The sequence below is a fragment of the Streptomyces caatingaensis genome (genome assembly GCF_001187435.1).
In the GTDB taxonomy this organism is placed as follows: domain Bacteria; phylum Actinomycetota; class Actinomycetes; order Streptomycetales; family Streptomycetaceae; genus Streptomyces; species Streptomyces caatingaensis.
The window spans coordinates 512,672-535,812 of record NZ_LFXA01000004.1 but is presented as its reverse complement, the minus strand read 5'-3'; the positions used below and the strand labels follow the sequence as shown (position 1 = coordinate 535,812).

The following is a 23,141-nucleotide window of genomic DNA, read 5'->3' as shown; positions in this document are numbered from 1 at the left end:
ATTCGGGCCACCCCGGGAAGGCCGGATGTGACGTGGTGGCGACCTGCGGGTGTCCGCCCGTAGTCAGTAAGGTCTCACCGGGCCCGTCGAGGGTGACCGGGGCCGTCGGGCCGGGCGACCGGAGGAGCGGACAGGGCGTGGTGGATGCGGGAAGGGGCGGACCGGCCGGTCCGCGGAGGGCCGGCTCACGGACCGTCCTGGCGCTCGGCGCCCTCTGGCTGCTCGCCGGCGCGCTGGCGGCCCGTCAGGCCGCCGCCGTCCTGCTCCGGCCCCCGGAACACCGGTTCACCGACCTCGCGTCCTGGACGGGCGCACACGGCGTGCTGCGCACCCGCGGCTCCTTCTACGACGACGACCGGTTCACCGGCACCCCCTTCGGCGGTCTCGTCCTCCAGCCGCTCACCCGCGCCGCCGAGCAAAGCCTCGGCATCGGCTGGACGATCGGCACCCTCCTCCTCGTCGTCGCCCTCGCCCTCGTCGCCGCCCGCGCGCTGCCCGGACCGCTCTCCCGGCGCACCGCCCTCCTCGCCGCGCCCGTCGCCGTGAGCCTCGCCGTGCTCTCGCTGCCCGTCCGCAGCGCCCTGACCCTCGGCCAGACCAGCGTCCTCCCCGTCCTCCTCGCCGTGCTGGCCTGCTGCCCGCCCCGCCGCACCGAGGGCTCCGGCCGCTCCGCCGGCGTCCTCGCCGGGCTCGCGGCCGCCCTCCAGCCCGCCGTCCTGCTGTTCGTCCCCCTGCTCCGGCTCACCGGCCGCCGCCGGGCGGCGGCCGTCGCGGGCGGCACCTTCGCCCTCGCCACCGCCCTCGCCTGGGCCGCCGCGCCGCGGGACTCGTGGACGTACTGGATCCACCACGTCGCCGGCGCCGGCCTCGGCGACCGGCCGGACGGCCTCGCCAACCAGTCCCTGCACGGGCTCCTGCTCCGCCTCGGCCTGCGCGGACCGGCCGAGATCGCGCTCTGCGCGGCCCTCGCGGCCGCCGTCGCCGTCCTCGGCCTGCGCCGCGCCGTGCGCTACGCCCGCGACGGACAGCCGCTGCTCGCCGTCGCCGTCACCGGCTGCGTCACCGTCGCCGCCTCGCCCACCGCCTTCCGCCACCAGCAGCTGTGGATCCTGCTCGCCCTCGCCGGCCGGACCGGCCGCCGCCGCGCCGACCGGCTGGTGTGGCCGGTGCTCGTCGTGCTCGTCACGACCCTGCCCAGCCGCATCATCGTCCCCGACAACCCCGTCCTCGCCCCCCTCGGCGACAACGCCCCGCTGCTCGCCGCGCTCGCCGCCGCCTGCGCGGTGCCGTTCCTGACCCGCGGATCGGAGCTGTGGGAGCGGCCCACGCCGACCCCCGTCGTCGACCCCCAGCCGGGCCGCCTCCCCGGGATCCCGCTCGCACGCTTCTGGAAGCGCCCGCTCAACCGCCCCAATCTGCTGCTGGAGTTGATGCTGATACGGGTCGGCTACTTCGGCTACGCGTACATCCGCGGCAGCGCCCCCGACGAACGGAGCGTCGCCGAGGCCCACGGCCGGCAGATCCTCGGCGCCGAGAAGCTCCTGCACGTCGACGTCGAGCACGCCTTCAACCACTTCGTGGCGGGCGTCGGCTGGCTCGAGCACACCATGAACTACTACTACGGCACCTTCCACTTCCTGCTGCCGCTCTCCGTGCTCGGCTTCCTCTACGTACGCCGCCCCGCCACCTACCGCTGGGCGCGCACGGCCCTCGCCCTCGCCACCCTCCTGGCGCTCGTCGGCTTCTGGGCCTACCCGCTCGCCCCGCCGCGCCTCATGCCCGGCCTCGGCTACATCGACACCGCCAACGGCCCCCAGGACCTCGCCCACCCCGACTTCGGGGCGCTGACCGAACTGTCCAACCAGTACGCCGCGATGCCCTCCCTGCACATCGGCTGGTCCCTGTGGTGCGGCGTCGTCATCGCGATCGTCGCGCCGGGACCGTGGACCAAGGCGCTCGGCATGGTCTACCCCCTGCTCACCTTCCTGGTGATCGTCGGCACCGCCAACCACTACGTCCTCGACGCGGCCGGCGGCGCCGCCGTCGTCGCCTCCGGCTTCGCCCTCCAGTACGCCCTGACCGGCCCCGGCCGGCAGGCCCTCGCCCGCATCCCGGGGGCGCGCGGCGCACCGGACGCGTCGGCGGCGGAGCAGCGGTCGGCGCGCGTATGAGCCGGCCCGGGCGGGGGCGCGCCGCTACGATCCGGCCCATGAGAACCGGGGTTGTGCGGGCCGCCGCGGCGGCTCTGAGCAGTGTGGTGCTGGCGACCGCCGGGGCGGTCGACGCGACGGCGGCCGGGGCGTCCGCGCCGCCCGGGGCACGGGCCTCCGCGCCCGACATGGCGGCCGTCCGCGCGGCGCTCGGACGCACCGTCGGCGCGGGCGCGCCCGGTGCGTTCGCCGTCGTCCGGGACGGCGGGGCCACCACCCCCGCCCGCACCGCGACCGTCGGGCGGGCCGACCTCGACGGCACGCCCATGAACGCCTCCTGGCGCTTCCGCGCGGGCAGCAACACCAAGACCTTCACCGCCGCCCTCGTCCTGCGCCTGGCCGAACAGGGCCGCATCGCCCTCGACCGCCCGATGCGCGACTACCTCCCGCCCGGCACCCTCCCCAGGGGCTGGACGATGACCGTCCGGCAGGTCATGCAGCACCGCGCCGGCATCTACGACCACACCTACGACCTGCTCGGCGGGCCGGGGGAGGAGACGACGGCCGCGTTCGAGAAGCGCATCCGCACGGCGGTCTACCGCCCGGCGGCCCTGGCCGCCCTCTCGGTCAAGCACGGCGTCCAGTACACCCCGGGCACCCGCTACGCCTACTCCAACACCGACTACGTCCTCCTCGGCATGGCGGTCGAGCACGTCACCCGCCGCCCGTACGCGGACGTCCTGCGCGACCAGATCGTCCGGCCGCTGCACCTGACCGCCACGTCCTTCGTCGTCCCGGCCCGCACCATCTCCGGCCGCCACATCACCGGCTACCTGACGAACGACGACCGCTCCCGGCCGCCCCTGGACTCCACCGAGCAGACCGCCTCCTGGATCTGGACCGCGGGCGCCGTCATCTCCTCCGCCGCCGACATGGACCGCTTCCTCTCCGGCCTCCTCGGCGGCCGCCTCCTCTCCGCCGCCTCCCTCCGCCAGATGACGGCCGCGCTCCCCACCCCGACCCCGCACGTCGCCTACGGCCTCGGCCTCCGCGAGATCACCCTCTCCTGCCGCAAGGTCTACGGCCACAGCGGCGTCGTCCAGGGCTACCAGAGCGAGGTCTTCGCGACGCGCGACGGCAGGCGCACGGTCGTCGCGTTCGCCAACGCGTCCAACAACAACGCCGTGCTGAAAGGGTTGTTGAGCACGCTAGAGCCGGCGTTCTGCGGGGCCCGGGGTACCCGTTCCTGAGGGGTGCGCGCGCCGTCCGTCAGCTTCCGACGGTGATCTGGGACGACGGGTCGGTGACGTCGGTGATGTCGTAGACCGTGTTGAAGGTGGACGTCTTGGCGGCCGTCGGGCAGCCGACCCCGCCCTCCACCTTCACGGCCACCTCGGCGTCCGTGACGGTGAGCTTCGAAGGACCGCTGCCGTCGCTGTTGGTGAACACCGTGCCGAAGCTCGCCGGAGCGGTCGGCGCCGCGGTCACCGTACAGGTGGCCAGGCCCGTGCTCTTGAGCACGAAACCGCCCTTGGGGATGGTCAGACCGGCGGTGATCGGGCTGCCGTTCTGCATGGAGACGTTCCACGTGCCCGAGGTCTGGATGGCCACCTTGATACCGGGCAGGTTGACGTCGCAGTCCGAGTACGTCGGGGCGTTGATGTCGCTGACGACCGGTCCGGAGGGGTTGGCGTTGCCCGGGGCGGCGGGCACCTGGTTGTGGCTGCTGCCCGCGTCCGGCGTGGAACTCGAGGTCGAGCACGTCACGACGAGGGAACCGGCCGTGAAGGTCGCCGTGCCGTTGAGCGTGGCCGCGAAGAAGTGCCCCGCCGGGGAGACGGTGGTGGACGCGGCGTCCGCCGTACGGGCCGTGGCCGTCCCGGTGCCCGCCAGCCCGAGGGCGACGGCCAGGACGGAACCGGACGCGAGCAGGGTCCGGGAGCGGAATCTGTGCGCTGCGGTCATTGCGGCTCCTTGGGTGGGAGGGGTGGGGTGCGCCGGACCTTGAGCAGCGAGACGCGCGGAGGGGACTCGTCCGTGGGGAGGGTGTGCGGTTGCCAGGCGAAGACCATGCTGCCGCCGATCACGCCCAGGACCGTGCCCAGCAGGAACCCGCCGAGGTTGGACAGCACCAGCGCGGCCGCCGCGCACATCACCGCCACGATCCCCGCGAATCCCCGGTAGTTGGGGGCGAACCACGCGCTGAGGCCCATCAGGATCAGGACCAGTCCCATGAGGACCGACAGGAACCCCGTGATCCCCTGGACGAGCATCACCTTGAGCGGCCCCAGCGGAATGAGGGCTATCTCGACTCCGGCGAGGGTGGTGAACAGGCCGCCCCAGAACGGGCGGCCCTTGCGCCACATCCGCCATGCGAGCCAGGGGTGACGGCGGCGTGTGCCGGCGCCGCTCGTCACCTAAAGCACTCCTGCTTGCCCTTGTGGAGACTCAGACTCAGGCCGGAGAGCTTGAACTTGGCGGCGTTGACGGACCAGGCGACCTGCTTGGCGTCGTTGATGTCGAGGCTGTCCGCCTGCTGGCCGAAGAGGTCCTGCATTCCCTTGGCCTTCTTGGGCCCCTTGTCCAGCGTGGAGGCGTCCCGTCCGATCTCGATGTTGGTGAAGTCGGCGTTGCCCTCCAGCTGGGTGAGGTCCAGGACGAGGTCCGTGGCCTCCACCGGGTGCTGCGGGTCCTTGCCCGCCGACACGTTCAGCGAGAACGTACCGAGCCCGGGGAAGTCCGTCACCACCGACTGGCAGAGCTCGTGGATCGTGGCCTTGTGGATGGCGGTCGCAACGGCCGGGAAGGGGTGGTCCTTGCCGTCCCGCACGTTGTAGTCGAGGGTGCCGTACTGGGCGAAGCCCTCGCCGTGCATGCTCCCCGCCCTGACCTTGAACTGCTGCCCCGACACGGCGAACGACGCCGCCAGCGCGCCCTGCGCCAGCGCCACCGCCAGCGCGGCGGTCACCGCGAACCCCGGGACGGCCAGCACGGCGAACTTCCGCCACCTGACCCGTCCCGTCACCTGTCTGCCCTGAGCGTCCTTCATGGTGCCGTTCCCCTCGGTGAGCGGTCTGACAACGTTGCCGGTGCAGGGGGACGTGCCGGGGCGTTCGCCGCATCAAGGGATCAACGCGCCGAACGCGCCGCGTGTGTGCAAGCCGTCCCAGAAAGGTGTACCCGAGAGTAAGTCCGGTCCGGACCAGAGACAAGGGTTCGTGCGGACAGTGATTGCCTTTCCTGGTTGGGGGGTTGGACAAAGCGCGTTGACGCTGCTCCTCGGGGACGGGGATCGTGGGTGCGCGGGGCCGGACGAGCCGAAGGGATCCCATGAGCGACGCCGCTGACGGCAGGCCGGGCCTGCTGGACCTGGAGGGCCACGCGCGCGGCATCGGCCGCCGGCTCGCGCTCGCCGGGCGGTTCGCCGCCGCGCGACTGCTGGAGGGCGTCGGCGATCTGCCCCGCGAACGGTGGCGGGAGATCGCGGTGTCGTCCCCGCAGTGGCCGTACGCCCACGACCCCCACCTGACCGCCGTCCTGCTGGAGAAGGCGGGCCTCTCACCCCGGCCGAGTGCGCTGTCGCACACGGCCGGGCTGCTGGGCCGGGCCTTGGACGCCATGCCCGTCACGCCGGGACGTGCACGCGAACTGGCCGTGTCGCTACGGGACATGGCGCGTCGGACGGGGGGCGGGTAGCGGTGGGCGTGCGCACCGGTCGGGTGATCGGCGCGCACGCCGGGGTGCTGTCCCTGCGGCCCTACGACAGTTTCGGCTTCTGGGGCTGCACGGGCTTCTGGGGTTGGGGGGCGACCTTTTCGGGGGCGGGCTTGTTCGGTTCGGCGGGCTTCTGCGGGGGCTTGGGCGGGGGCTTCGGGGCCGCGTCCTGGTGGGGGACGGGCTTGGGCTTCGGCTTGCTCTTCCCGGAATCGTCCTTGCCGGGGCCGGGGTTGGGCGGCGGCTTGGGGACGATCTCTTCGCCGTCGTGCGGGGCCGGCTCGGGCGGGGGCTTCGGCTTCGGCGTCGGCTTCGAGGGTTCGGGGGAGGGCTTCGGGGTGGGGGTGGGCTTGGGGACCGGGCCCGCTGCGGCCTCCGGGGAGGCGGGTGGGGTGGCCGGGCGGCTCGGCTCAACCGGGCGCGGCCGTACGGGCGTTGGCGGAGCCGGAGCGGCGTCCCGCGCCGCGTCCGGCGAGGGCCGGTTCATCGGGGGAGTCACGGGTGGGGCCGTGGAGCCGGAGGGCTTCGGCTTCGGCTTCGGCGGTACGGGCTGGGGCGGCATCCCGTCCGGGCTCCCCACCGTCGGCGGTGCGCTCGGCGTCGGAGAGGGCGGGGTGACGACGGCCGGGCCCAGCGGCGCGGGCGGGGCGTCGCCGGTGCCGCCCGCGTCGTCCAGGGTCAGCGCTCCCCACAGCAGCGCCGCCCCCGCGGCCAGCGCCGTGGCGTTGCGGAGCAGCGTCCTGCGCCAAGGCGGACGGCGGGCGGCCCGGGGGCCGCCCGGCCGCCCCGCCGGGCCGGTGTCGGAGCCGTCCGGGCGGGAGGAGCAGGAGACCGGCTCCACGTCCGTACGGGTGCCCTCCTCGACCGCGGCCGGGAGGAAGAGCAGCGGAACGAGGGCGCGGGTCCAACGGGCCACGGCCCGCTGGCCGTTGGCGCCGCACGTTCCGCAGTGCGCGGCGTGGCGGGTGACCGTCTCGCAGAGTGCCGCCGTTAGGGCGAGGGTGCTCCGGCCGTCCTTGAGGATCGTCCGCAGGTCCTCGTCCTTCCGGGCGGCCTCCGCGAGGATACGGGCCAGCCTGCCGCAGGCGTCGCGGCGGTGCGGATCCCGGGCCAGCGCGTTGCTGCGGAAGGCCCGCGTCACCCACTCCTGGTGCCCCTCCACCGCCTTGTTGGCCCGCCGCGTCGAGCAGCCCAGCTCCTCGGCCAGGGCAGCGCCGGTGAGCCCCTTGCGGAAGTGCAGCTCGTGCAGGCGCCGGCGGGCGGGCGGCTGCGTCCCGACGATGTTGTCGACCAGCTCCCGCACCAGCCGGTGCCGGAGGCCGAACTCCCGGTCGTCCTCCGCCCGCTTCCGCTCCTCTTCCTGCCGGCGCCACAGCTCCCACTGCTCGCCGAGCCCGGCCTCCCTGCGGGCGCGTTCGGCGCGCTTGCCCTCCTGCTCCTTGACGCGGTTGTTGGCGATCCCGATGACGAACGCCTCGACGTTGTCCGGCACCGTGCCCTTCTCCACCTCCTTCCACACCGCCGCGAAGGTGTCGGCGGCGGCCAGCTCGGCGTCGTCCGGACCGAGCCGCTTGCGGCAGTGGCGGCAGACGCGCGCGTCGTAGCGCCGCACGATTTCCGTGACGACGGCGGCGCGGCGCGCCCGGTCCTCGGCCCCGGCCAGCACGCGCGCCAGGCCTGCATCGTCCAGCTCGGTGATCTCCCACGCCGTCACCGCTCGTCCACCTCGCTCCCCCGTCGTGCCCGTCCTCCTGCCGAACGTGCCAGGCACGCCGGTGCGTTGGACGAGCGCACGAGCCGCGCGCGGACGGTTGCGCGAAGCGCACGGAAGCACGCGCGGAGCGCGGGGAGCGGGAGGAGTTCCAGCAGCGCTCCCGCGCAGAGGACGGTCAGATCCCGGAGCGGGCCCGGCGGCAGGGCGGCCTCCGCGCCGACGACGAGCGCCGCCTGCAGGATCCGGCGGGCCGGGCGGGGGATGACTTCCCGGGGCATGTCCTTCTCCTTCTCCTTCGAACGGGGGGAACATGTTCGAAGGAGAAGGGGGTTTGCGGGGGCTGGATCCCCCCGCTTCCCCGGAAGAATCCTGGACGTTCTTTCCGGACGGCGCGGACGGCGCGGGCGGTGGCCGCCGACAGGGTTACCCGGACGCCGTCAGGGAGTGAAGGAAGGTGCGCCAGGCGGGAGTTGGGAAGCGGAGGGCGGGGCCGGCCGGGGCCTTGCTGTCGCGTATGGGGACGGTGCCGGAGCAGGCTCGGGGCGGGGACCATTCGAGGCAGTCGCCGCCGTTGTTACTGCTGTGGCTGGACTTGATCCATCGGACGTGCCCGGGGGCTTCGGTGCGCGAAGGGCGGCTGCCGTCCGTACTGTGGCGGTTCCGCCGCCGTGCGACAGGCGGCTCGTTCGCCGTGGTCATGTGGCCAGCTCCTTCAAGTACGTGTTGATCAGGTCAGCGGACGCCCGGGGGGACAGGGCCGTGGCCCGGATCAGATCGTAGGCGTGGGCTGCCTCGGAGATGCGCCCGGCGTCGAGCACCGTCCAGCCTTGGGAGTAGCCGTCCACGTGAAGCACGTCCGAGCCTTCGTCGAAGCTCAGGAGGGTGAAGGGACCGGCCAGGCCGGGGTGCGGCGGAGCGTCGCGCGGTACCACTTGGATGACCGTCCGGGGGCGGTCGGCCGCTTGCAGCAGGTGCTGGAACTGGCCCTTCATGATCTTTGGTGGCATGAAGGCGCGGGTGAGGGCGTAGTCGTCCATGACGAACCATGTGCGTGGCGGTGTGTCGCGCTCGAAGAGGTCCTGGCGCGTCATCCGGGCGGCGAGCAGGTCGTCCAGACTGTCGGGTCGTCCGCTCGCGAGCACTTCCCGGGCGTACTCCTCCGTCTGCAACAGACCTGGAATCACCTGAGGTTGGAACGACCGGATGGACGACGCGTCCCGTTCGAACTGGACGAACGGGAGGAACCAGCTCGGGTAGGCGAACTTGATCACCAGCGGGTACAGCCGCCCGAAGTGCCCACCCGTCCCGAACGCGAGGTCGAGATCCCTCGCCAGCTCCTCCGAGGGCACCCGTTTCGCCGACTCCACGTAGGAGATCATCGCCTGCGTCGTATGGGCGAGCTTCGCCGTCTCGCTCTGCGACTTGCCCTCCGCCAGGCGCACCCGGCGCAGCTCGGAGCCGAAGAAGGCGAGGAGGGACGAGGTCGGGTCCGGGGTGTCGGTCTCGGCGGCCATGAGCAGCAGCGCACCTTCCGGGTTGATAACTCGCGCGAAGTTATGGGTTCGCCTCTTCCGGAGCGTACTCGCGGTCCGCAACGCTGTTGATACATCCAGTGATTGCCCACCTGAAGGGGTGCCCTTTGCCTGCCTCCGCACCGCCACCGCCGCAGCTCCCGCCGCCCGTTCCCCTCCCGTGCGCGGAGTGCCGCCGCATCAAGGACGCCTTCCACGCCGCCACCCGCGAGGGCGACCGCACCGCCGCGCAGGGCTGGATCGTGGCCATGGGGCGTCACCAGCGCTGGATGCACTGACGTGGAGACGTGCGTGCACGGCGCGTGGACGGTGGCGGCCGGTTCCGCCGCCTGCCGGCATTGCGGCGTGCGGCGGTTCACCGCGTACGCGGCGCTGTGGCGGGAGGTTCCGGGGCGGACGGAGAGCGGGCCGACGTCCGCCGGGACGGGAACGGGGCGGCTCCGGGGGCGCGGCGTCGCGACGGAGCGGGGGGCGGTGTCCGCGGCGGGGTCCGCGGCTATGCCGCGTCCGCGTCCTCGAAGCGCGCCGGGGCCTCGAACGCCGCCCGCCGCGTCGCCCGGCGCAGGGCCTTCAGGACCGCCGGGCCCAGGAGCAGCGTCGCCACGGAGGTGACGAGGGCGCGGGGGATGTCCCAGCCGAGGGACGTGGCCAGGCAGTAGGCGGCGAAGCGGGTCAGGTTGTCCGTCAGCGGGTCGCCGGGGACGAAGGAGATGGAGGAGGCCAGGGAGCCGATGTAGGGCCAGCCCTGGAGGTTCATGACGGTGCCGTAGCAGAGGGAGGCCAGGGCGCCGTAGGCGGCGAGGAGGGCCGGCTCGGCGCGGCCCCGGGCGCGTCGGGGGAGCAGGCCCGCGCCCATGGAGGCCCAGCCCATCGCCAGCATCTGGAAGGGCATCCAGGGGCCGACCCCGCCCGTCAGCAGGGCCGAGGCGAACATCGACAGCGAGCCGAGGACGAAGCCGAAGCCGGGGCCCAGGACGCGGCCCGCGAGGATCATGAGGAAGAACATGGGCTCGATGCCGGCCGTGCCCGCGCCGAGCGGGCGCAGGGCGGCGCCGGCCGCCGCGAGGACGCCGAGCATGGCGACGGCCTTGGCGCCCAGGCCGGTGTCGGCGATGGTGGCGACGACGACGGCGAGGAGCAGGGGGAGCAGGGCGGCGAAGAGCCAGGGGGCGTCCTGGGAGTGGGCGAGGCCGGAGGACGGGCCGGCGAGGAGGGGCCAGCCGAAGGCGGCGACGCCGATGAGGGTGACGAGGGCGAGGGCCGCCACCGAGCGGGGGCCCAGGCGGATGGCGCGGGCGGTCATGACAGGGCCTCGCGGACCTGGGGGACGGTGAGCCAGGGGAGGGGGGAGAGGATCTTCGCGACCTGGGGGGCGAAGGCGGGGGAGGAGACGACGACGTCCGGCGTCGGGCCGTCCGCGACCACCTCGCCCTCGGCCAGGACGACGACGCGGTGCGCGAGTTCGGCCGCGAGCTCCACGTCGTGCGTCGCGAGGACGATCGCGTGGCCCTCGGCGGCCAGCCCGCGCAGGACCTCGACCAGGCGGGCCTTGGCCGCGTAGTCGAGGCCGCGCGTCGGCTCGTCGAGGAGGAGCAGCGGCGGGCGGGCGGTGAGGACGACGGCGAGGGCGAGGGCCAGGCGCTGGCCCTCGGAGAGGTCGCGCGGGTGGGCCGTGTCCGGGACGTCCGGGAGGAGGGAGGAGACGAGGGCGCGGCAGGTCCCCGGAGACGCCGAGGCGTCGGTGTCGGCGGCGGCGCACTCGGCGGCGACGGTGTCCGCGTAGAGGAGGTCGCGGGGGTCCTGCGGCACGAGGCCGACGTGGCGCAGGAGTTCGCGCGGGCCGGTGCGGTGCGGGGCAGCGCCGCCGGTGCGTACGGTGCCGCGCGCCGGCTCGTGCAGGCCGACGAGGGTGCGCAGGAGCGTGGACTTGCCCGCGCCGTTGCGGCCCATCAGGGCGACGGTCTCGCCGGGGCGGACGGTCAGGGACACCTCGCGCAGGGCGTCGACGTGGCCGTGCCGGACGGACACGTCCGTCAACGCGGCGGCGGGCGCCGGGCCTTCGGGGGCGCGGCGGGCGCGGCGGAGGAGGCCGCGGGGCGGGCGGACCGGTGCGGCGGTCTCCACGGGGGCCGCGACCGCGGGCGGCCGCACGTCCGCCAGCCGTTCCCGCAGCGGGGCCGCCGCCCGCCGGGCGTCGCGCACCGACAGCGGCAGCGGCGACCAGCCGGCGAGCCGGCCGAGGGCGACGACGGGCGGGTGCACGGGCGAGTGCGCCATGACGGCGGCCGGGGCGCCGACGACGGGCGCCTCGCCGCGGCCGGGCAGCAGCACGACCTGGTCGGCGTACTGGACGACCCGCTCCAGGCGGTGCTCGGCGAGCAGCACCGTCGTCCCGAGGTCGTGGACGAGGCGCTGGAGCACCGCCAGCACCTCCTCGGCCGCGGCCGGGTCCAGCGCGGACGTCGGCTCGTCGAGGACGAGGACGCGGGGGTGCGCCGTGAGGACGGAGCCGATCGCGACGCGCTGCTGCTGCCCGCCGGAGAGGGTCGCGATCGGGCGGTCGCGCAGCTCGGCGAGGCCCAGCAGGTCGAGGGTCTCCTCGACGCGGCGGCGCATCGTGTCGGCGGGCAGACCCAACGACTCCATGCCGTAGGCCAGTTCGTCCTCGACGGTGTCGGTGACGAAGTGCGCGAGCGGGTCCTGCCCCACCGTGCCGACGACGTCGGCGAGTTCGCGCGGGCGGTGCGTGCGGGTGTCGCGGCCCGCGACCGTGACCCGGCCGCGCAGCGTGCCGCCGGTGAAGTGCGGGACGAGGCCGCTCACCGCGCCCAGGAGCGTGGACTTGCCGACGCCGGACGGGCCGACGAGGAGGCACAACTCCCCCTCGGGGACGGTGAGGTCGACGTCCCGCAGGGCCGGGGCGGCGGCGCCCTCGTACGTCACCGACACCTGCTCGAAGCGGATCACGGGGTGCGGCTCCTTCGCGAGGACGACAACGGGGCGTTGCGCTGTCCCGGGACGGCGGGCGCCGGGGCGCGCCCGGCCGTCCACGGCAGCGCCGGGGCCAGGCCGAGCAGCACCGACGCGGCGGGCCACAGCGGCAGTTCCGGCGCGGTCAGTGGGACGGCCGGGGGGTGCAGCGCGCCGGGCGCGTACGCTCCGGCCCAGACGGTCAGCGCCGCGGCCGCCGCGCCCGAGCCGGAGACCAGCCAGGCGCGCGCGTCCCACCGGTCGGGGCGGTAGCGGGTGCGGACCGAACGGCGTCCGCCCAGGCGCAGTCCGCCCAGCGCGGCGAGCAGGCCGGCGGCCAGCAGCGGCGCGCCGTAGCCCGCGCCCTGGCCGGCGAGCAGTCCGTACGTACCGGCGCAGACGCCGAGCAGGCCGCCGAGGGTGAGCGCGGAGGTGGTGCGGCGCACGGCGGGCGGGACCTCGGCCGTCCGGCCGTAGCCGCGGGCGTCCATCGCGGCGGCGAGCGCCACGGAACGTTCCAGCGCGCCTTCCAGCACCGGCAGTCCGACCTGGAGCAGGCCGCGGAAGCCGCGGCCGGGGCGGCCGCGCAGCCGGCGCGCGGCGCGCACCCGCCGGACGTCCGCGACGAGGTTGGGGGCGAAGGTCAGGGCGACGACGACGGCGACGCCCGCCTCGTAGAGCGCGCCGGGCAGGGACTTGAGCAGCCGGGCCGGGGCGGCGAGGGCGTTCGCGGCGCCGACGCAGGCGAGGAGGGCGGCCAGTCTGAGCGCGTCGTAGAGGGCGAACACCACGCCCTCGGCGGTGACGCGGCCGCCGATCCGCACGCCCTGCGCCCAGTGCGGCAGCGGCACTTCGGGGAGGGTGAGGAGGGTGTGCGTGCCGGGGACGGGGGAGCCGAGGAGGACGGCGAAGACCAGGCGTATCGCGAGGACGGCCAGGCCGAGCTTGAGGAACGCGGCGTACGGGCGGGCCCCGGCGCCGGCCGTGTGCCGGACCGCGACGACGTAGCCGGCGACGGCGACGATCAGGGCGAGCAGCAGCGGGTTGGTGGTGCGCGAGGCGGCGGTGGCCAGGCCGAGCGCCCATACCCACCAGGCGCCGGCGTGCAGCGCCCCGGTCACCGGGCGCGCCGGCGGCGGGCCTGCCACGCGGCGGCGGCGCCGAGGACGAGCACGGCGGCGATGCCGCCGAGGAGGCCGGCGGAGGGGCCTGCGCCGTTCCCGCCCGCGTCGTTCCCGCTCTCCGTCTTCGCGCCGGGGCCGGCGGGGTCCGCCTGCTCGCCGCAGCCGGTCCTGGGGTAGCCCGCGATGGCGCAGAGCAGGGCGGCGGAGTTGTAGCGCAGCGGCTTGGCGACGGCCGCGAGGGCGTCGCCGGCGCTCGCGTCGCCGGGCAGTTGCGCGCAGGCCGTGCGGGCGGCGGGCGGCCGCTCGCCGCCGGGGGCGTCGGCGTCCGTCCCGAAGTCGAGGACGACGGCCACGCGTTTGCGGCCCTCCTCGTGGGGGGTGCGGTCGCACACGGCCGCGAAGTCGGGGGCCGTGCGCGGCTTCGCGGCGTCGGCCGCGTCCCTGCCGACCGCGAAGCGGAAGCCGACGGTCTCGCCGTCGCGGGGGCGGGCGGAGGACGGGCCCTGCGTGGCGTACGTCCACGACCCTTGCTGGGCCGTCCCTTCCCGGCCCGTCTGCCAGAACGACCAGTAGCGGTAGCCGGTGGCCTGTGCCGGAGCGGTGCCGAGCAGGGCCGTCAGCAGGCCGGCGAGCAGGAGGACGGCGGTCGCCCGCGCCCGGGTCACGACTGCTTCCTCCTGCGGTTGCTGAGGAGGAAGCCGATGCCGACGGCGGCGACGAAGCAGACGGCGGCGAACCACCAGGTGCCGGACGACGACCCCTCGCCGTCCTTCTTCTCCTCGTCCGTGGTCTTCTCCACGGCCGCGGGCTTCGGGCCGGTCGCGTTCAGCGCCTCGACGAGGTCGGTGCCGCCGAAGTCGCGCGGGTCCGCGCCGGCGGCGCGGGCCGCGAGGACGAGCTTGGCCAGGCGGCCGGGGTCGCCCTTGCCGTTGTCCCCCTTGGCCCAGGCGAGGGTCTTGCTGTCCTTGGAACGCAGCCAGTCCAGGGCCTTGTTCGCGGCGTCGTGGTGGCCGCCCGCGGCGAGGGCGGTGACGGCGTCGGCCGTCACGCCGTAGTCCGGGCCCTTGGGGGCGCCGGGCATGGACGCCTCCAGGTGGTCGCCGGAGCCGGCGAGCTTCTTCGCCAGGTAGGCGGCGGAGGCCGAGGCGGCGGCGGGGGCGTCCTTGGGCTTGCCGCCGGGGCACTCGAGGGGGCGGGCGGCCTTGCTCTCCTTGCTCTCCCTGCCTCCCTTGTCCTTGTCGGCCGGCTCGACCAGGTAGCCCTTGCCGAGGGCGGCGGTCGTGGCGGCGGCGGAGGCGAAGTTGTCGGCGTTCAGCTTGCCGTCCCGGGGCTGCCAGGCGAAGGCGCCGCGGTCGGCCTCGGGGGCGTCGCAGCCGAGCTGGAAGGTGAGCAGGGCGTCGAAGGGCGTCCTGCCGCCCTTCGACTCGACCTTCGCCGGGTCCTGGCCGGCGGCGGCGAACGCGCCGATCGCGGCGGCGGTGGAGTTGGCGTCGCTGGCGGCGCCGGGGTTCATGCCCCAGCCGCCGTCCTCGTTCTGGTGCGACTTGAGCCAGTCGATGCCCTTGGTGACCTGGGCGCCGCGCCCGCCGACGGCGGCGAGCGCCTGGACGGCGGCCGCCGTCTGGTCGGGGAACTCCTCCTTCGCCGGGTCGCACGGCTTGCCGGTGTCCGCCCGGAAGCCGGGGAAGCCGCCGTCCTTGCACTGCTGGCCCGCGAGCCAGTCGACGGCCTTGGGGGCCGGGGTGACGCCGGTGGCGTGCTGGGCGAGGAAGGCGAGGGACTGGCGGTAGACGCCGTCGAACTTCGGGTCGGCCGAACCGTAGAGGCCCTGGGCCGCGGCCGGGGCGGGCGTCCCGCCGTCGGCCGCCGCGGCGGGGATCACGGCCGCGCTCAGGACGGCGGCGCCGGCGAGGGCCGCGGCGGTGCGGGCGCGGCGGCGGGCGTCGAAGGAGGGGGCCATGGGGGTGGGGGTGCCTCTCGGTGCTCTTGCGTCGGTGCTCTTGCGGGGGTCTGCCACTTTAGTCGGTGCCGGGGTGGGGCGGCTCCAGGCCCGGTCCGCCGGTGCCCGGTGCCCGGTGGAGGGTTCGCCCCGCCCTGCCCGGTGCCCCGGGGGAGGTCCGCCCCTGCCCCGCCTGGTGTCCGGGGAAGGTTTGCCCCCGCCCCGCCCGTTCACCGTCTCTCCCGGGGCTCCGCCCCTCGGCCCGGCGCGCACTGGCGTGCGGGGCGGGGGCGGGGGCGCTGCCCCCAGCACCCCTGCGCGGGGCTGCGCCCCTGCATCCCGTGGGGGGTGCGCTCCCGCGCCCTGCGCGAGGCTCCGCCGCACCCCGCCCCGGGGCGGGCAGGGCGCGGCGCGGCCGGGCCGGGCGAGCCGCACGGCGCGGTGCGGCAGGGCGGGGCGAGGCAGGGCGGGGAGGCACGCGCCGTGTCAGGGGCGGCGGATCAGGCCGCAGACCGTTTCGATGTCGACGCGTACCTGCGCGATCGAGGCGCGGCCCGACAGCCAGGTGATCAGGGCGGAGTGCCAGGTGTGCTCGATCACGCGGATGGCGGAGAGCTGGTGGGGGGAGGGCGCGCCGCGCAGGCCCATCGCGTCGAGGATGATGGTCGTCGTCAGGCGGGAGACGGCGTCGACCTCGGCGCTGACCGAGCGGTCGGCGAAGGTCAGGGCGCGGACCATCGCGTCGGCGAGGTGCGGTTCCCGCTGCATCGCGCGGAACGCCCGCATCAGGGTGCCGGCGACGCGGGCCGCCGGCTCCGCCTCCGTCGGCGGGCGTTCGCGCAGCGTGTCGTGGAGCTGTTCGAGCTGGTCGCGCATGGTGGCGACGAGCAGGTGGATCTTGGAGGGGAAGTAGCGGTAGAGCGTGCCGAGCGCGACGTTCGACGACTCCGCGACCGCCCGCATCTGCACCGCGTCGAACCCGCCCCGGCTCGCCAGCCGCGTCGTGGCCGACAGGATGGCGCGCCGCCGCGCCTCCTGACGCTCCGTCAGGTGGGGGCGTACGGGAGGGGCGGGGAAGGCGGCGGCGGTCTTCTGTCCCACGTCGGTGCGTTCCTTACGTTCCCCACGAGTCGATGGGCAGGCATCATGGCAGGCACGGCGCCGTGACGCGAGTCACCGCCGGCCGTCCCCGCGGTCACATGGACGTCGCCGCCCGGATGCTCTCCCGCAGGGAGCCCACCGTCGCGAGGACGGCGCTCGGCTCGTACCCGCAGTGCGCCATGCAGTTGTCGCAGCGGGGGTCCTTGCCGCGGCCGTACTTCTCCCAGTCGGTGGTGTCCAGCAGTTCCTGGTACGTGCTCGCGTAGCCGTCCTCCATCAGGTAGCAGGGGCGCTGCCAGCCCTTGAGGTTGTAGAGCGGGATGCCCCACGGCGTGCAGGCGAAGTCCCGCTTGCCCTCCAGGAAGTCGAGGAAGAGCGCGGAGTGGTTGAAGCGCCACTTCTGCCGGTTGCCGCCGGCGAACGCCTTGCGGAAGGTGTCGCGGGTCTGCTGGACGCCCAGGAAGCGGTCCTGGTCGGGCGCCTTCTCGTAGGCGTAACCGGGCGAGATCTGCATCCGGTCGACCTTGAGCTCGTCGTTGAGGAAGTCGAGGACGTCGATGATGTCCTGCGGGGTGTCCGTGTTGAAGAAGGTGCTGTTCGTATAGACCTGGAAGCCGCGGGACTTGGCCAGCCGGATGGCCTCGACGGCCTGGTCGAAGACGCCCTCCTTGCTCACCGACTCGTCGTGCCGCTCCTTGAGCCCGTCGATGTGCACCATCCACACGAAGTTCTTGTGCGGACGGAACTTGTGGAGGTGCCTGGGCAGCAGCACCGCGTTGGTGCACAGCAGCACGAACTTCTTGCGCGCCAGCAACTCCCGTACGATCACGTGCATCTGGGGGTGCATCAGCGGCTCGCCGCCCGACAGCGCGACCATCGGCGCGCCGCACTCCTCGACCGCGCCGATCGCCTGCTGCACGGGCATCCGCTGCTTGAGCGTGGCCGCCGGGTGCTGGATCTTGCCGCAGCCGGCGCACTTGAGGTTGCAGGCGAAGAGCGTCTCCACCTCGACCAGCAGCGGGAACTTCTCCCGGCGCCGCAGCTTCTGCTTGAGCAGGTGTTTGCCGAGCTTGACTGACAGATGAAGCGGCAGGCTCATGCCCGTATCTCCAGTGGTCGTGGCCTCTCGTCGGCGTGCATCCCTTCCCGCGCGGCGCGGGGCGGACGCGTCGGCGCGCATCACAGCATCATTACCCTTTCGCGCGCCCGGGCGCTGCCGGATCCCGGTATCCCCCCTCTCCTGTCCCTCTGCCCCTCCGTCTTCCGCCCGCTTCACGACTTGTCGGGCTTTCCGTGATTTCCGCGTGATTTCCAGGGGTGGAACTTGTTCTAGAGAATCCGGAGCGGTTACGCTCCCGCCGAACCAGCAGGACGAATTGGGGGCCGCGAGTGACCGCTGAGACCGACCGGGCAGCCGGGCCGGGTCCGCGCACCGCGACGGCCCCCGACGGTCCGTTGCGCATCGCGCTGCTGTCGTACAAGGGGAACCCGTTCTGCGGCGGCCAGGGCGTCTACGTCCGCCACCTCTCCCGCGAACTCGCCCTGCTGGGCCACCGCGTCGAGGTCATCGGCGCCCAGCCGTACCCCGTCCTCGACCTGGGCGAGGAGGAGGGCGTCACCCTCACCGAACTGCCCAGCCTGGACCTCTACCGGCAGCCCGACCCGTTCCGCACGCCCAGGCGCGACGAGTACCGCGACTGGATCGACGCGCTGGAGGTCGCCACGATGTGGACCGGCGGCTTCCCCGAGCCGCTGACCTTCTCGCTGCGGGCCCGCCGTCATCTCGCCGCCCGCCGCGGCGACTTCGACGTCGTCCACGACAACCAGACGCTGGGCTACGGCCTCCTCGCCGACCTCGGCGCACCGCTGGTCACCACCGTGCACCACCCCGTCACCGTGGACCGGCGGCTGGAGCTGGAGGCCGCGGGGGACGACGTCAAGCGGAGGATGTCCGTCCGGCGCTGGTACGCGTTCACGCGCATGCAGGAGAAGGTGGCCCGCCGCCTGCCCTCGATCCTCACCGTCTCCGGCTCCTCCCGCCAGGAGATCGTCGACCACCTCAAGGTGCGCCCCGAGCGGGTCCACGTCGTGCCGATAGGCGCCGACACCGACCTCTTCTCGCCCGACCCGTCCGTCCCCGTCGTCCCCGGCCGCATCGTCACCACCTCCAGCGCCGACGTCCCCCTCAAGGGACTGGTGCACCTCGTCGAGGCGCTCGCCAAGGTCCGCACCGAGGTGCCCGGCGCGCACCTCGTCGTCGTCGGCAGGCGCGCCGAGGACGGGCCGGTCGCGCGCGCCATCGAGCAGTACGGGCTGGACGGCGCCGTCGAGTTCGTCAAGGGCATCAGCGACGCCGAGCTGGTCGGCCTCGTCCGCGGCGCGCAGATCGCCTGTGTCCCCTCGCTGTACGAGGGCTTCTCGCTGCCCGCCGCCGAGGCCATGGCCACCGGCACCCCGCTGGTCGCCACCACCGGCGGCGCCATCCCCGAGGTCGCCGGACCCGACGGCGAGACCTGCCTGGCCGTGCCGCCCGGCGACGCCGACGCCCTCGCCGGCGCGCTCAAGCGGCTGTTCGCCGACGACGAGCTGCGCCGCCGGCTCGCCGCCGCCGGCCGCGAGCGGGTGCTCGCCCGCTTCACCTGGCGGCAGGCCGCCCTCGGCACCGCCGAGCGCTACCGCGCCTCCATCGAGCGCGCCGCGCGGGCGAGGGCCCGGGCCCGGGCGGGCACCGGCCCGCTGCCGGTACGCGCCTAGCACCGCCCGTCACCCACCCACCCGCCGGACGAAAGCAGACCGCCGCCGTGCTGACCGTCGACTTCTCCCGCTTCCCGCTCGCCGCCGGCGACCGCGTCCTCGACCTGGGCTGCGGCGCGGGCCGGCACGCCTTCGAGTGCTACCGGCGCGGCGCGCACGTCGTGGCGCTCGACCGCAACGGCGAGGAGATCCGCGAGGTCGCCACGTGGTTCGCCGCGATGAAGGAGGCCGGCGAGGCCCCCGCGGGCGCCACCGCCACCGCCCTGGAGGGCGACGCGCTCGCCCTGCCCTTCCCCGACGACAGCTTCGACGTCGTCATCATCTCCGAGGTCATGGAGCACATACCCGACGACAAGGGCGTGCTCGCCGAGATGGTCCGGGTGCTCAGGCCCGGCGGCCGGATCGCCGTGACCGTCCCCCGCTACGGGCCGGAGAAGGTCTGCTGGGCGCTCAGCGACGCCTACCACGAGGTCGAGGGCGGCCACATCCGCATCTACAAGGCGGACGAACTGCTGCGCAAGATGGAGGAGGCCGGGCTCAAGCCGTACGGCACCCACCACGCACACGGCCTGCACAGCCCGTACTGGTGGCTCAAGTGCGCCTTCGGCGTCGACAACGACAAGGCGCTGCCCGTGCGCGCGTACCACAAGCTGCTCGTCTGGGACATCATGAAGAAGCCCGCCGCCACGCGGGCCGCCGAGCGGCTCCTCAACCCCGTGATCGGCAAGAGCTTCGTCGCCTACGCGACCAAGCCGCACGTCCCGCACGACGTCGCGGCGGGTTCGCCGGCCGCCGGCCGCGGCCCCGCCGCCCGTGACGGCGGCTCCCGCGAGGACCGCGCGTGACCCCCGCCGGCCGGCGGCCCCCCGCCGAACGGCTCGCGCTGCCCGGCGTGCTCACCGCCGCGCAGATCGACGCCACCGTCGCCGGCATCGCCGCCGGGCAGCGCGACGACGGGGCCATACCGTGGTTCCGCGGCCACCACCTCGACCCCTGGGACCACGTCGAGGCCGCCATGGCCCTCGACACCGCGGGCGAACACGGCCGCGCCGAGGCCGCCTACCGCTGGCTCGCCGAGCACCAGAACCCCGACGGCTCCTGGTACGCGGCCTACGCCGACGGCGACCACCGCGCCCCCACCGACCGCGCCCGCGAGACCAACTTCACCGCCTACGTCGCCGTCGGCGTCTGGCACCACTACCTCTCCACCGGCGACGACGCCTTCCTCGACCGGATGTGGCCCGTCGTCTACGCGGCCGTCGAGTTCGTCCTCCAACTCCAGCAGCCGGGCGGGCAGATCGGCTGGAAGCGGGAGGCGGACGGCACCGCCGTCACCGACGCCCTGCTCACCGGCTCGTCCTCGATCCACCAGGCGCTGCGCTGCGCCCTGGCGATCGCCGAGCACCGCGAGGAGCCCCAGCCGGACTGGGAGCTCGCGGCCGGGCTGCTGGCCCACGCGATACGCCGCCACCCGGAGCGCTTCCTCGACAAGGGCCACTACTCGATGGACTGGTACTACCCCGTCCTCGGCGGCGCCCTCACCGGCGACGAGGCGGCGGCGCGGCTGGCCGCGGACTGGGACCGCTTCGTCGTCCCCGGCCTCGGGGTCCGCTGCGTGGTGCCCAACCCCTGGGTGACCGGCGGCGAGAGCTGCGAACTGGCCCTGGCGCTCTGGGCGGTGGGCCAGTCCGACCACGCGGTGGAGATCCTGCGCTGGATCCAGCACCTGCGCGCGGACGACGGCATGTACTGGACGGGCTACGTCTACGAGGACGACGCGATCTGGCCCGAGGAGCGCACCACCTGGACGGCCGGTTCCCTGCTGCTGGCCGTGGCCGCGCTCGGCGGCGACGAGGCGACGACGGCCGTCTTCGGCGGCGAGCGGCTGCCGCGGGGGCTGGAACCGGACTGCCGCTGCTGAGCGTTCATGGCCCGATCCCGGCGGTCCGGCGCCCGGCCGTTCACCCGAAGGGCGCGGTCCGGATGCGGCCGGGCGCGGGGCGGGCCACGCTGGTCCGGTACCGTGTCCGCCCGCCGTGGAGGCCAGCGTGTCCGAGCGTGCCCGCGTCCGCCGCACCGTCGTCGTCCTGCCGCTGGTGTGCGGCCTGTTGCTGACCGGCTCGGCCTGCGGCGGGGGCGGCGGGGGGAAGAAGGAGAAGGCCGAGGCCACTCCGACGAGTTCGGCCGAGCGGCAGAAGTTCGCCAAGACCCGCTTCGTCGCCAACGCGGGCCTCGCGGCCGGCGCCGCCTACCAGTGGATCATCAAGCCGTACCGCAACGGGGCGTTCAGGAAGGGCGCGGACGGCCGCACCGGCGCCCTCGTCAAGGCGGGCCTGGCCGGGGCGTTCACCTACAACCGGCTCAAGGCCGCGACCCGGAACGCCCAGGGCGACCCCACGCTCGCCAAGGCCCTCGCCCCGGTCAACTCCGGCATCGACTCCCTCAAGAACCTGGGCACCAAGCTCCGCAAGGGCGACGCCAACGACGCCGACGTCAACTCCGTGGACAAGGTGATCGGCCAGGTCAAGGACGCCGGCCGGAGCGCGGGCGCGCCCGTCACCGACAAGACGCCCTCGGTGAGCGAGCTGCAGAAGGGCTGACGGCCCCGCGCCCTGACCGCTGTCGGTGGCCGGTGGGAGCATGGCTCTCATGGTGAAGACCAGGTCCGCTTCCGTGCCCGCCCTGCGCAGAGCCGTGCTGTACTGCGCGGCGCCGGTCGCCCTCGCGCTCGTCGCCGGCTGCTCGGGCGGAGGGCACTCCGGCCCGCGCGCCGGCGGGGCGGGCGTCGGCGACCCCGTCTTCCCCTCCCTGGGCAACCGCGGCTACCAGGTGGAGCATTACGGCCTGGAGCTCGACTACGAGCCCGAGGGGAACGACCTGGACGGCACGGCCGTCATCACCGCCCGCGCCACCGAGAAGCTGTCCTCCTTCACCCTCGACTTCCGGGGCATGAAGGTGACCGACGCCAAGGTCGGCGGGAGACCGGCGAAGACCTCGCGTGAGGGCGACAAACTGACGGTGGTCCCCGGCGAACCGGTGGGCAAGGGCGCCACGTTCAGGACGGAGATCGTCTACGAGGGCAAGCCGGGGCCGATGCGGGATCCGGACGGCGCCAAGGAGGGCTGGATCGAGACGGACCACGGCGCCGTCGCCCTCGGCGAACCCCAGGGCTCCATGACCTGGTTCCCCGGCAACCACCACCCGTCCGACAAGGCGTCCTACGACGTCACCGTCTCCGTCCCGGACGGCTTCACCGCCGTGGCCAACGGCGAGCTGAAGGGCAGGGAGCAGGTGGAGGACGAGGACGGCGACGCGTGGACGGTCTTCACCTGGCACAGCGGCGAGCCCATGGCCAGCTATCTCGCCACCGTCGCGGTGGGCGACTTCGGCACGGTCGAGACGGACGCGGCCGGGGTGCCGGCGTACATCGCCTACGCGCCGAAGCACGAGGACGCCGCCCGGCACATGAAGGAGCTGCTGCCCAAGGCGATGACCTGGGCGCGCGAGCGCTTCGGCCCGTACCCCTTCACGTCGTTCGGCGGCATCGTCGACGACAACCCGTACATCCGCTACGCGTTGGAGACCCAGACCAAGCCGTACTTCCCCGAGCCCGAGTCGGACAAGATCATCGTGCATGAGCTGGCGCACCAGTGGTTCGGCAACTCGGTCACCCCGCGCACCTGGCGCGACATGTGGCTCAACGAGGGCTTCGCGCAGTACACGGAGTGGATGTGGGAGGCCCAGCAGCAGAAGGGCCGCAGCGAGCAGCAGATCTTCGACGACTACTACGACGGCAGGGATCCGGAGTCCAAGGACCCCGAGGGCAACGACATCTGGGCCTTCCCGCCCGCCTCCCCGACGGCCGGGACGATATCCGAACGGCCGGTCTACGGGCGCGGCGCGATGGTGCTGCACAAGGTGCGCGAAGCGGTGGGCGATCCGGTCTTCTTCGACATCCTGAGGACGTGGGCGCGCGACCACCGGCACGGGAACGTGGGGACGGACGACTTCGTCCGGCTCTGCGCGAGGAAGTCGGGCAGGGATCTCGGCGGGCTCTTCGACACCTGGCTGTTCAAGGCCGGGAAGCCGGACCGCCGTTGACGGCGAGGGCCCGCCGGGGAAGCTCCCCGGCGGGCCCTCGCC

The 23,141-nt window shown here is 74.3% G+C and carries 24 protein-coding genes; 10 read left to right on the top strand and 14 right to left on the bottom strand.

The genetic code is table 11. The features are described 5' to 3' along the window. The first annotated feature begins 137 nt into the window (after positions 1–137). Positions 138–2,171, top strand: coding sequence for a bifunctional glycosyltransferase 87/phosphatase PAP2 family protein (locus AC230_RS09795; RefSeq protein ID WP_053161103.1), 2,034 nt, complete (start codon positions 138–140; stop codon positions 2,169–2,171). Between the two features lie 38 nt (positions 2,172–2,209). Further along, a complete protein-coding gene (locus AC230_RS09790) occupies positions 2,210–3,400 on the top strand; it encodes a serine hydrolase domain-containing protein (protein ID WP_078871095.1) in 1,191 nt (396 codons plus the stop codon). 19 nt (positions 3,401–3,419) lie between these two features. On the opposite strand, the gene AC230_RS09785 is transcribed toward AC230_RS09790, so the two are convergent. Genes AC230_RS09785 through AC230_RS09775 form a run of 3 tightly spaced genes read right to left on the bottom strand, consistent with a single transcriptional unit; the run spans position 3,420 to position 5,199 of the window. Continuing rightward, the gene (locus tag AC230_RS09785) at positions 3,420–4,115 is read right to left on the bottom strand and encodes a hypothetical protein (RefSeq protein ID WP_049715681.1); all 696 of its coding nucleotides are present in this window, start codon (positions 4,113–4,115) and stop codon (positions 3,420–3,422) included. Continuing rightward, positions 4,112–4,567 carry a DUF6114 domain-containing protein gene (locus tag AC230_RS09780; RefSeq protein ID WP_241833157.1) on the bottom strand — a complete coding sequence of 152 codons (456 nt, stop codon included), beginning with the start codon at positions 4,565–4,567 and terminating at the stop codon, positions 4,112–4,114. Before AC230_RS09780 ends, AC230_RS09785 begins: the two co-directional genes overlap by 4 nt. After that, positions 4,564–5,199, bottom strand: coding sequence for a DUF6230 family protein (locus tag AC230_RS09775; RefSeq protein ID WP_049715680.1), 636 nt, complete (start codon positions 5,197–5,199; stop codon positions 4,564–4,566). Before AC230_RS09775 ends, AC230_RS09780 begins: the two co-directional genes overlap by 4 nt. Before the next feature lie 281 nt (positions 5,200–5,480). On the opposite strand from AC230_RS09775, the gene AC230_RS09770 reads away from it, so the two are divergent. Further along, on the top strand, positions 5,481–5,846 hold the full coding sequence (locus tag AC230_RS09770) for a hypothetical protein (RefSeq protein WP_049715679.1): 366 nt from the start codon (positions 5,481–5,483) through the stop codon (positions 5,844–5,846). Positions 5,847–5,907: 61 nt separating this feature from the next. Here the strand turns inward: AC230_RS09770 and AC230_RS09765 are convergent, their stop codons facing one another. The 4 genes from AC230_RS09765 to AC230_RS09755 form a co-directional block, all read right to left on the bottom strand. After that, a complete protein-coding gene (locus tag AC230_RS09765; protein ID WP_049715678.1) occupies positions 5,908–7,578 on the bottom strand; it encodes an RNA polymerase sigma factor in 1,671 nt (556 codons plus the stop codon). Beyond that, positions 7,575–7,856 (bottom strand): hypothetical protein, encoded by a 282-nt coding sequence (locus tag AC230_RS09760; RefSeq protein ID WP_049715677.1) that lies wholly within the window; start codon positions 7,854–7,856, stop codon positions 7,575–7,577. The genes AC230_RS09765 and AC230_RS09760 overlap by 4 nt, the downstream gene beginning before the upstream one ends. Before the next feature lie 145 nt (positions 7,857–8,001). Then, the gene (locus tag AC230_RS34500) at positions 8,002–8,277 is read right to left on the bottom strand and encodes a DUF397 domain-containing protein (protein ID WP_078871094.1); all 276 of its coding nucleotides are present in this window, start codon (positions 8,275–8,277) and stop codon (positions 8,002–8,004) included. Next, positions 8,274–9,092: a helix-turn-helix domain-containing protein gene (locus AC230_RS09755; protein ID WP_049715676.1), complete on the bottom strand. Its 819-nt coding sequence runs from the start codon at positions 9,090–9,092 to the stop codon at positions 8,274–8,276. The genes AC230_RS34500 and AC230_RS09755 overlap by 4 nt, the downstream gene beginning before the upstream one ends. 125 nt (positions 9,093–9,217) lie before the next feature. Between AC230_RS09755 and AC230_RS32490 the strand changes: the two genes are divergently transcribed. After that, positions 9,218–9,388, top strand: a complete 171-nt coding sequence (locus AC230_RS32490; protein ID WP_157868543.1) for a hypothetical protein — start codon at positions 9,218–9,220, stop codon at positions 9,386–9,388. 1 nt (position 9,389) lies between these two features. Continuing rightward, entirely contained in the window at positions 9,390–9,722 is a 333-nt protein-coding gene (locus tag AC230_RS34655) for a DUF6255 family natural product biosynthesis protein (RefSeq protein ID WP_422125567.1), read from the top strand. On the opposite strand, the gene AC230_RS09750 is transcribed toward AC230_RS34655, so the two are convergent. The 7 genes from AC230_RS09750 to hpnH all read right to left on the bottom strand — a co-directional run bounded on the left by AC230_RS09750 (position 9,607) and on the right by hpnH (position 17,343). Further along, on the bottom strand, positions 9,607–10,413 hold the full coding sequence (locus tag AC230_RS09750) for an ECF transporter S component (RefSeq protein ID WP_078871093.1): 807 nt from the start codon (positions 10,411–10,413) through the stop codon (positions 9,607–9,609). The genes AC230_RS34655 and AC230_RS09750 overlap by 116 nt on opposite strands. Further along, complete coding sequence (locus AC230_RS09745; RefSeq protein WP_049715675.1) at positions 10,410–12,077, bottom strand: ABC transporter ATP-binding protein; 1,668 nt, start codon at positions 12,075–12,077, stop codon at positions 10,410–10,412. The genes AC230_RS09750 and AC230_RS09745 overlap by 4 nt, the downstream gene beginning before the upstream one ends. After that, a complete protein-coding gene (locus AC230_RS09740; RefSeq protein WP_241833156.1) occupies positions 12,074–13,201 on the bottom strand; it encodes a CbiQ family ECF transporter T component in 1,128 nt (375 codons plus the stop codon). Before AC230_RS09740 ends, AC230_RS09745 begins: the two co-directional genes overlap by 4 nt. Continuing rightward, the gene (locus AC230_RS09735) at positions 13,198–13,869 is read right to left on the bottom strand and encodes an SCO2322 family protein (RefSeq protein ID WP_049715673.1); all 672 of its coding nucleotides are present in this window, start codon (positions 13,867–13,869) and stop codon (positions 13,198–13,200) included. Before AC230_RS09735 ends, AC230_RS09740 begins: the two co-directional genes overlap by 4 nt. After that, a complete protein-coding gene (locus AC230_RS09730) occupies positions 13,866–15,164 on the bottom strand; it encodes a prenyltransferase/squalene oxidase repeat-containing protein (RefSeq protein WP_049715672.1) in 1,299 nt (432 codons plus the stop codon). The genes AC230_RS09735 and AC230_RS09730 overlap by 4 nt, the downstream gene beginning before the upstream one ends. A 465-nt stretch (positions 15,165–15,629) precedes the next feature. After that, a complete protein-coding gene (locus tag AC230_RS09725) occupies positions 15,630–16,244 on the bottom strand; it encodes a TetR family transcriptional regulator (protein ID WP_049715671.1) in 615 nt (204 codons plus the stop codon). A gap of 94 nt (positions 16,245–16,338) precedes the next feature. Beyond that, entirely contained in the window at positions 16,339–17,343 is a 1,005-nt protein-coding gene (gene hpnH, locus AC230_RS09720; RefSeq protein WP_049715670.1) for an adenosyl-hopene transferase HpnH, read from the bottom strand. Between the two features lie 290 nt (positions 17,344–17,633). Here hpnH and AC230_RS09715 point away from each other — a divergent pair, with 290 nt between their 5' ends. The 5 genes from AC230_RS09715 (at position 17,634) to AC230_RS09695 (ending at position 23,099) form a co-directional block, all read left to right on the top strand. Further along, positions 17,634–18,998 (top strand): glycosyltransferase family 4 protein, encoded by a 1,365-nt coding sequence (locus AC230_RS09715; protein WP_049715669.1) that lies wholly within the window; start codon positions 17,634–17,636, stop codon positions 18,996–18,998. Between the two features lie 47 nt (positions 18,999–19,045). After that, positions 19,046–19,843, top strand: coding sequence for a class I SAM-dependent methyltransferase (locus AC230_RS09710; RefSeq protein WP_049715668.1), 798 nt, complete (start codon positions 19,046–19,048; stop codon positions 19,841–19,843). After that, entirely contained in the window at positions 19,840–20,919 is a 1,080-nt protein-coding gene (locus AC230_RS09705; RefSeq protein ID WP_049715667.1) for a prenyltransferase/squalene oxidase repeat-containing protein, read from the top strand. Before AC230_RS09710 ends, AC230_RS09705 begins: the two co-directional genes overlap by 4 nt. 127 nt (positions 20,920–21,046) lie before the next feature. After that, positions 21,047–21,598, top strand: coding sequence for a hypothetical protein (locus tag AC230_RS09700; RefSeq protein WP_049715666.1), 552 nt, complete (start codon positions 21,047–21,049; stop codon positions 21,596–21,598). A gap of 49 nt (positions 21,599–21,647) precedes the next feature. Then, positions 21,648–23,099, top strand: coding sequence for a M1 family metallopeptidase (locus tag AC230_RS09695; RefSeq protein ID WP_049715665.1), 1,452 nt, complete (start codon positions 21,648–21,650; stop codon positions 23,097–23,099). Positions 23,100–23,141 lie beyond the last annotated feature (42 nt).

Bases quoted from the DNA above. Each gene is read 5' to 3' on its own strand.
- AC230_RS09775 (WP_049715680.1), bottom strand. From the start codon at position 5,199: ATGAAGGACGCTCAGGGCAGACAGGTGACGGGACGGGTCAGGTGGCGG.
- AC230_RS09755 (WP_049715676.1), bottom strand. From the start codon at position 9,092: ATGGCCGCCGAGACCGACACCCCGGACCCGACCTCGTCCCTCCTCGCC.
- AC230_RS09790 (WP_078871095.1), top strand. From the start codon at position 2,210: ATGAGAACCGGGGTTGTGCGGGCCGCCGCGGCGGCTCTGAGCAGTGTG.
- hpnH (WP_049715670.1), bottom strand. From the start codon at position 17,343: ATGAGCCTGCCGCTTCATCTGTCAGTCAAGCTCGGCAAACACCTGCTC.
- AC230_RS09750 (WP_078871093.1), bottom strand. From the start codon at position 10,413: ATGACCGCCCGCGCCATCCGCCTGGGCCCCCGCTCGGTGGCGGCCCTC.
- AC230_RS34500 (WP_078871094.1), bottom strand. From the start codon at position 8,277: ATGACCACGGCGAACGAGCCGCCTGTCGCACGGCGGCGGAACCGCCAC.
- AC230_RS09770 (WP_049715679.1), top strand. From the start codon at position 5,481: ATGAGCGACGCCGCTGACGGCAGGCCGGGCCTGCTGGACCTGGAGGGC.
- AC230_RS09785 (WP_049715681.1), bottom strand. From the start codon at position 4,115: ATGACCGCAGCGCACAGATTCCGCTCCCGGACCCTGCTCGCGTCCGGT.
- AC230_RS09730 (WP_049715672.1), bottom strand. From the start codon at position 15,164: ATGGCCCCCTCCTTCGACGCCCGCCGCCGCGCCCGCACCGCCGCGGCC.
- AC230_RS09760 (WP_049715677.1), bottom strand. From the start codon at position 7,856: ATGCCCCGGGAAGTCATCCCCCGCCCGGCCCGCCGGATCCTGCAGGCG.
- AC230_RS09695 (WP_049715665.1), top strand. From the start codon at position 21,648: ATGGTGAAGACCAGGTCCGCTTCCGTGCCCGCCCTGCGCAGAGCCGTG.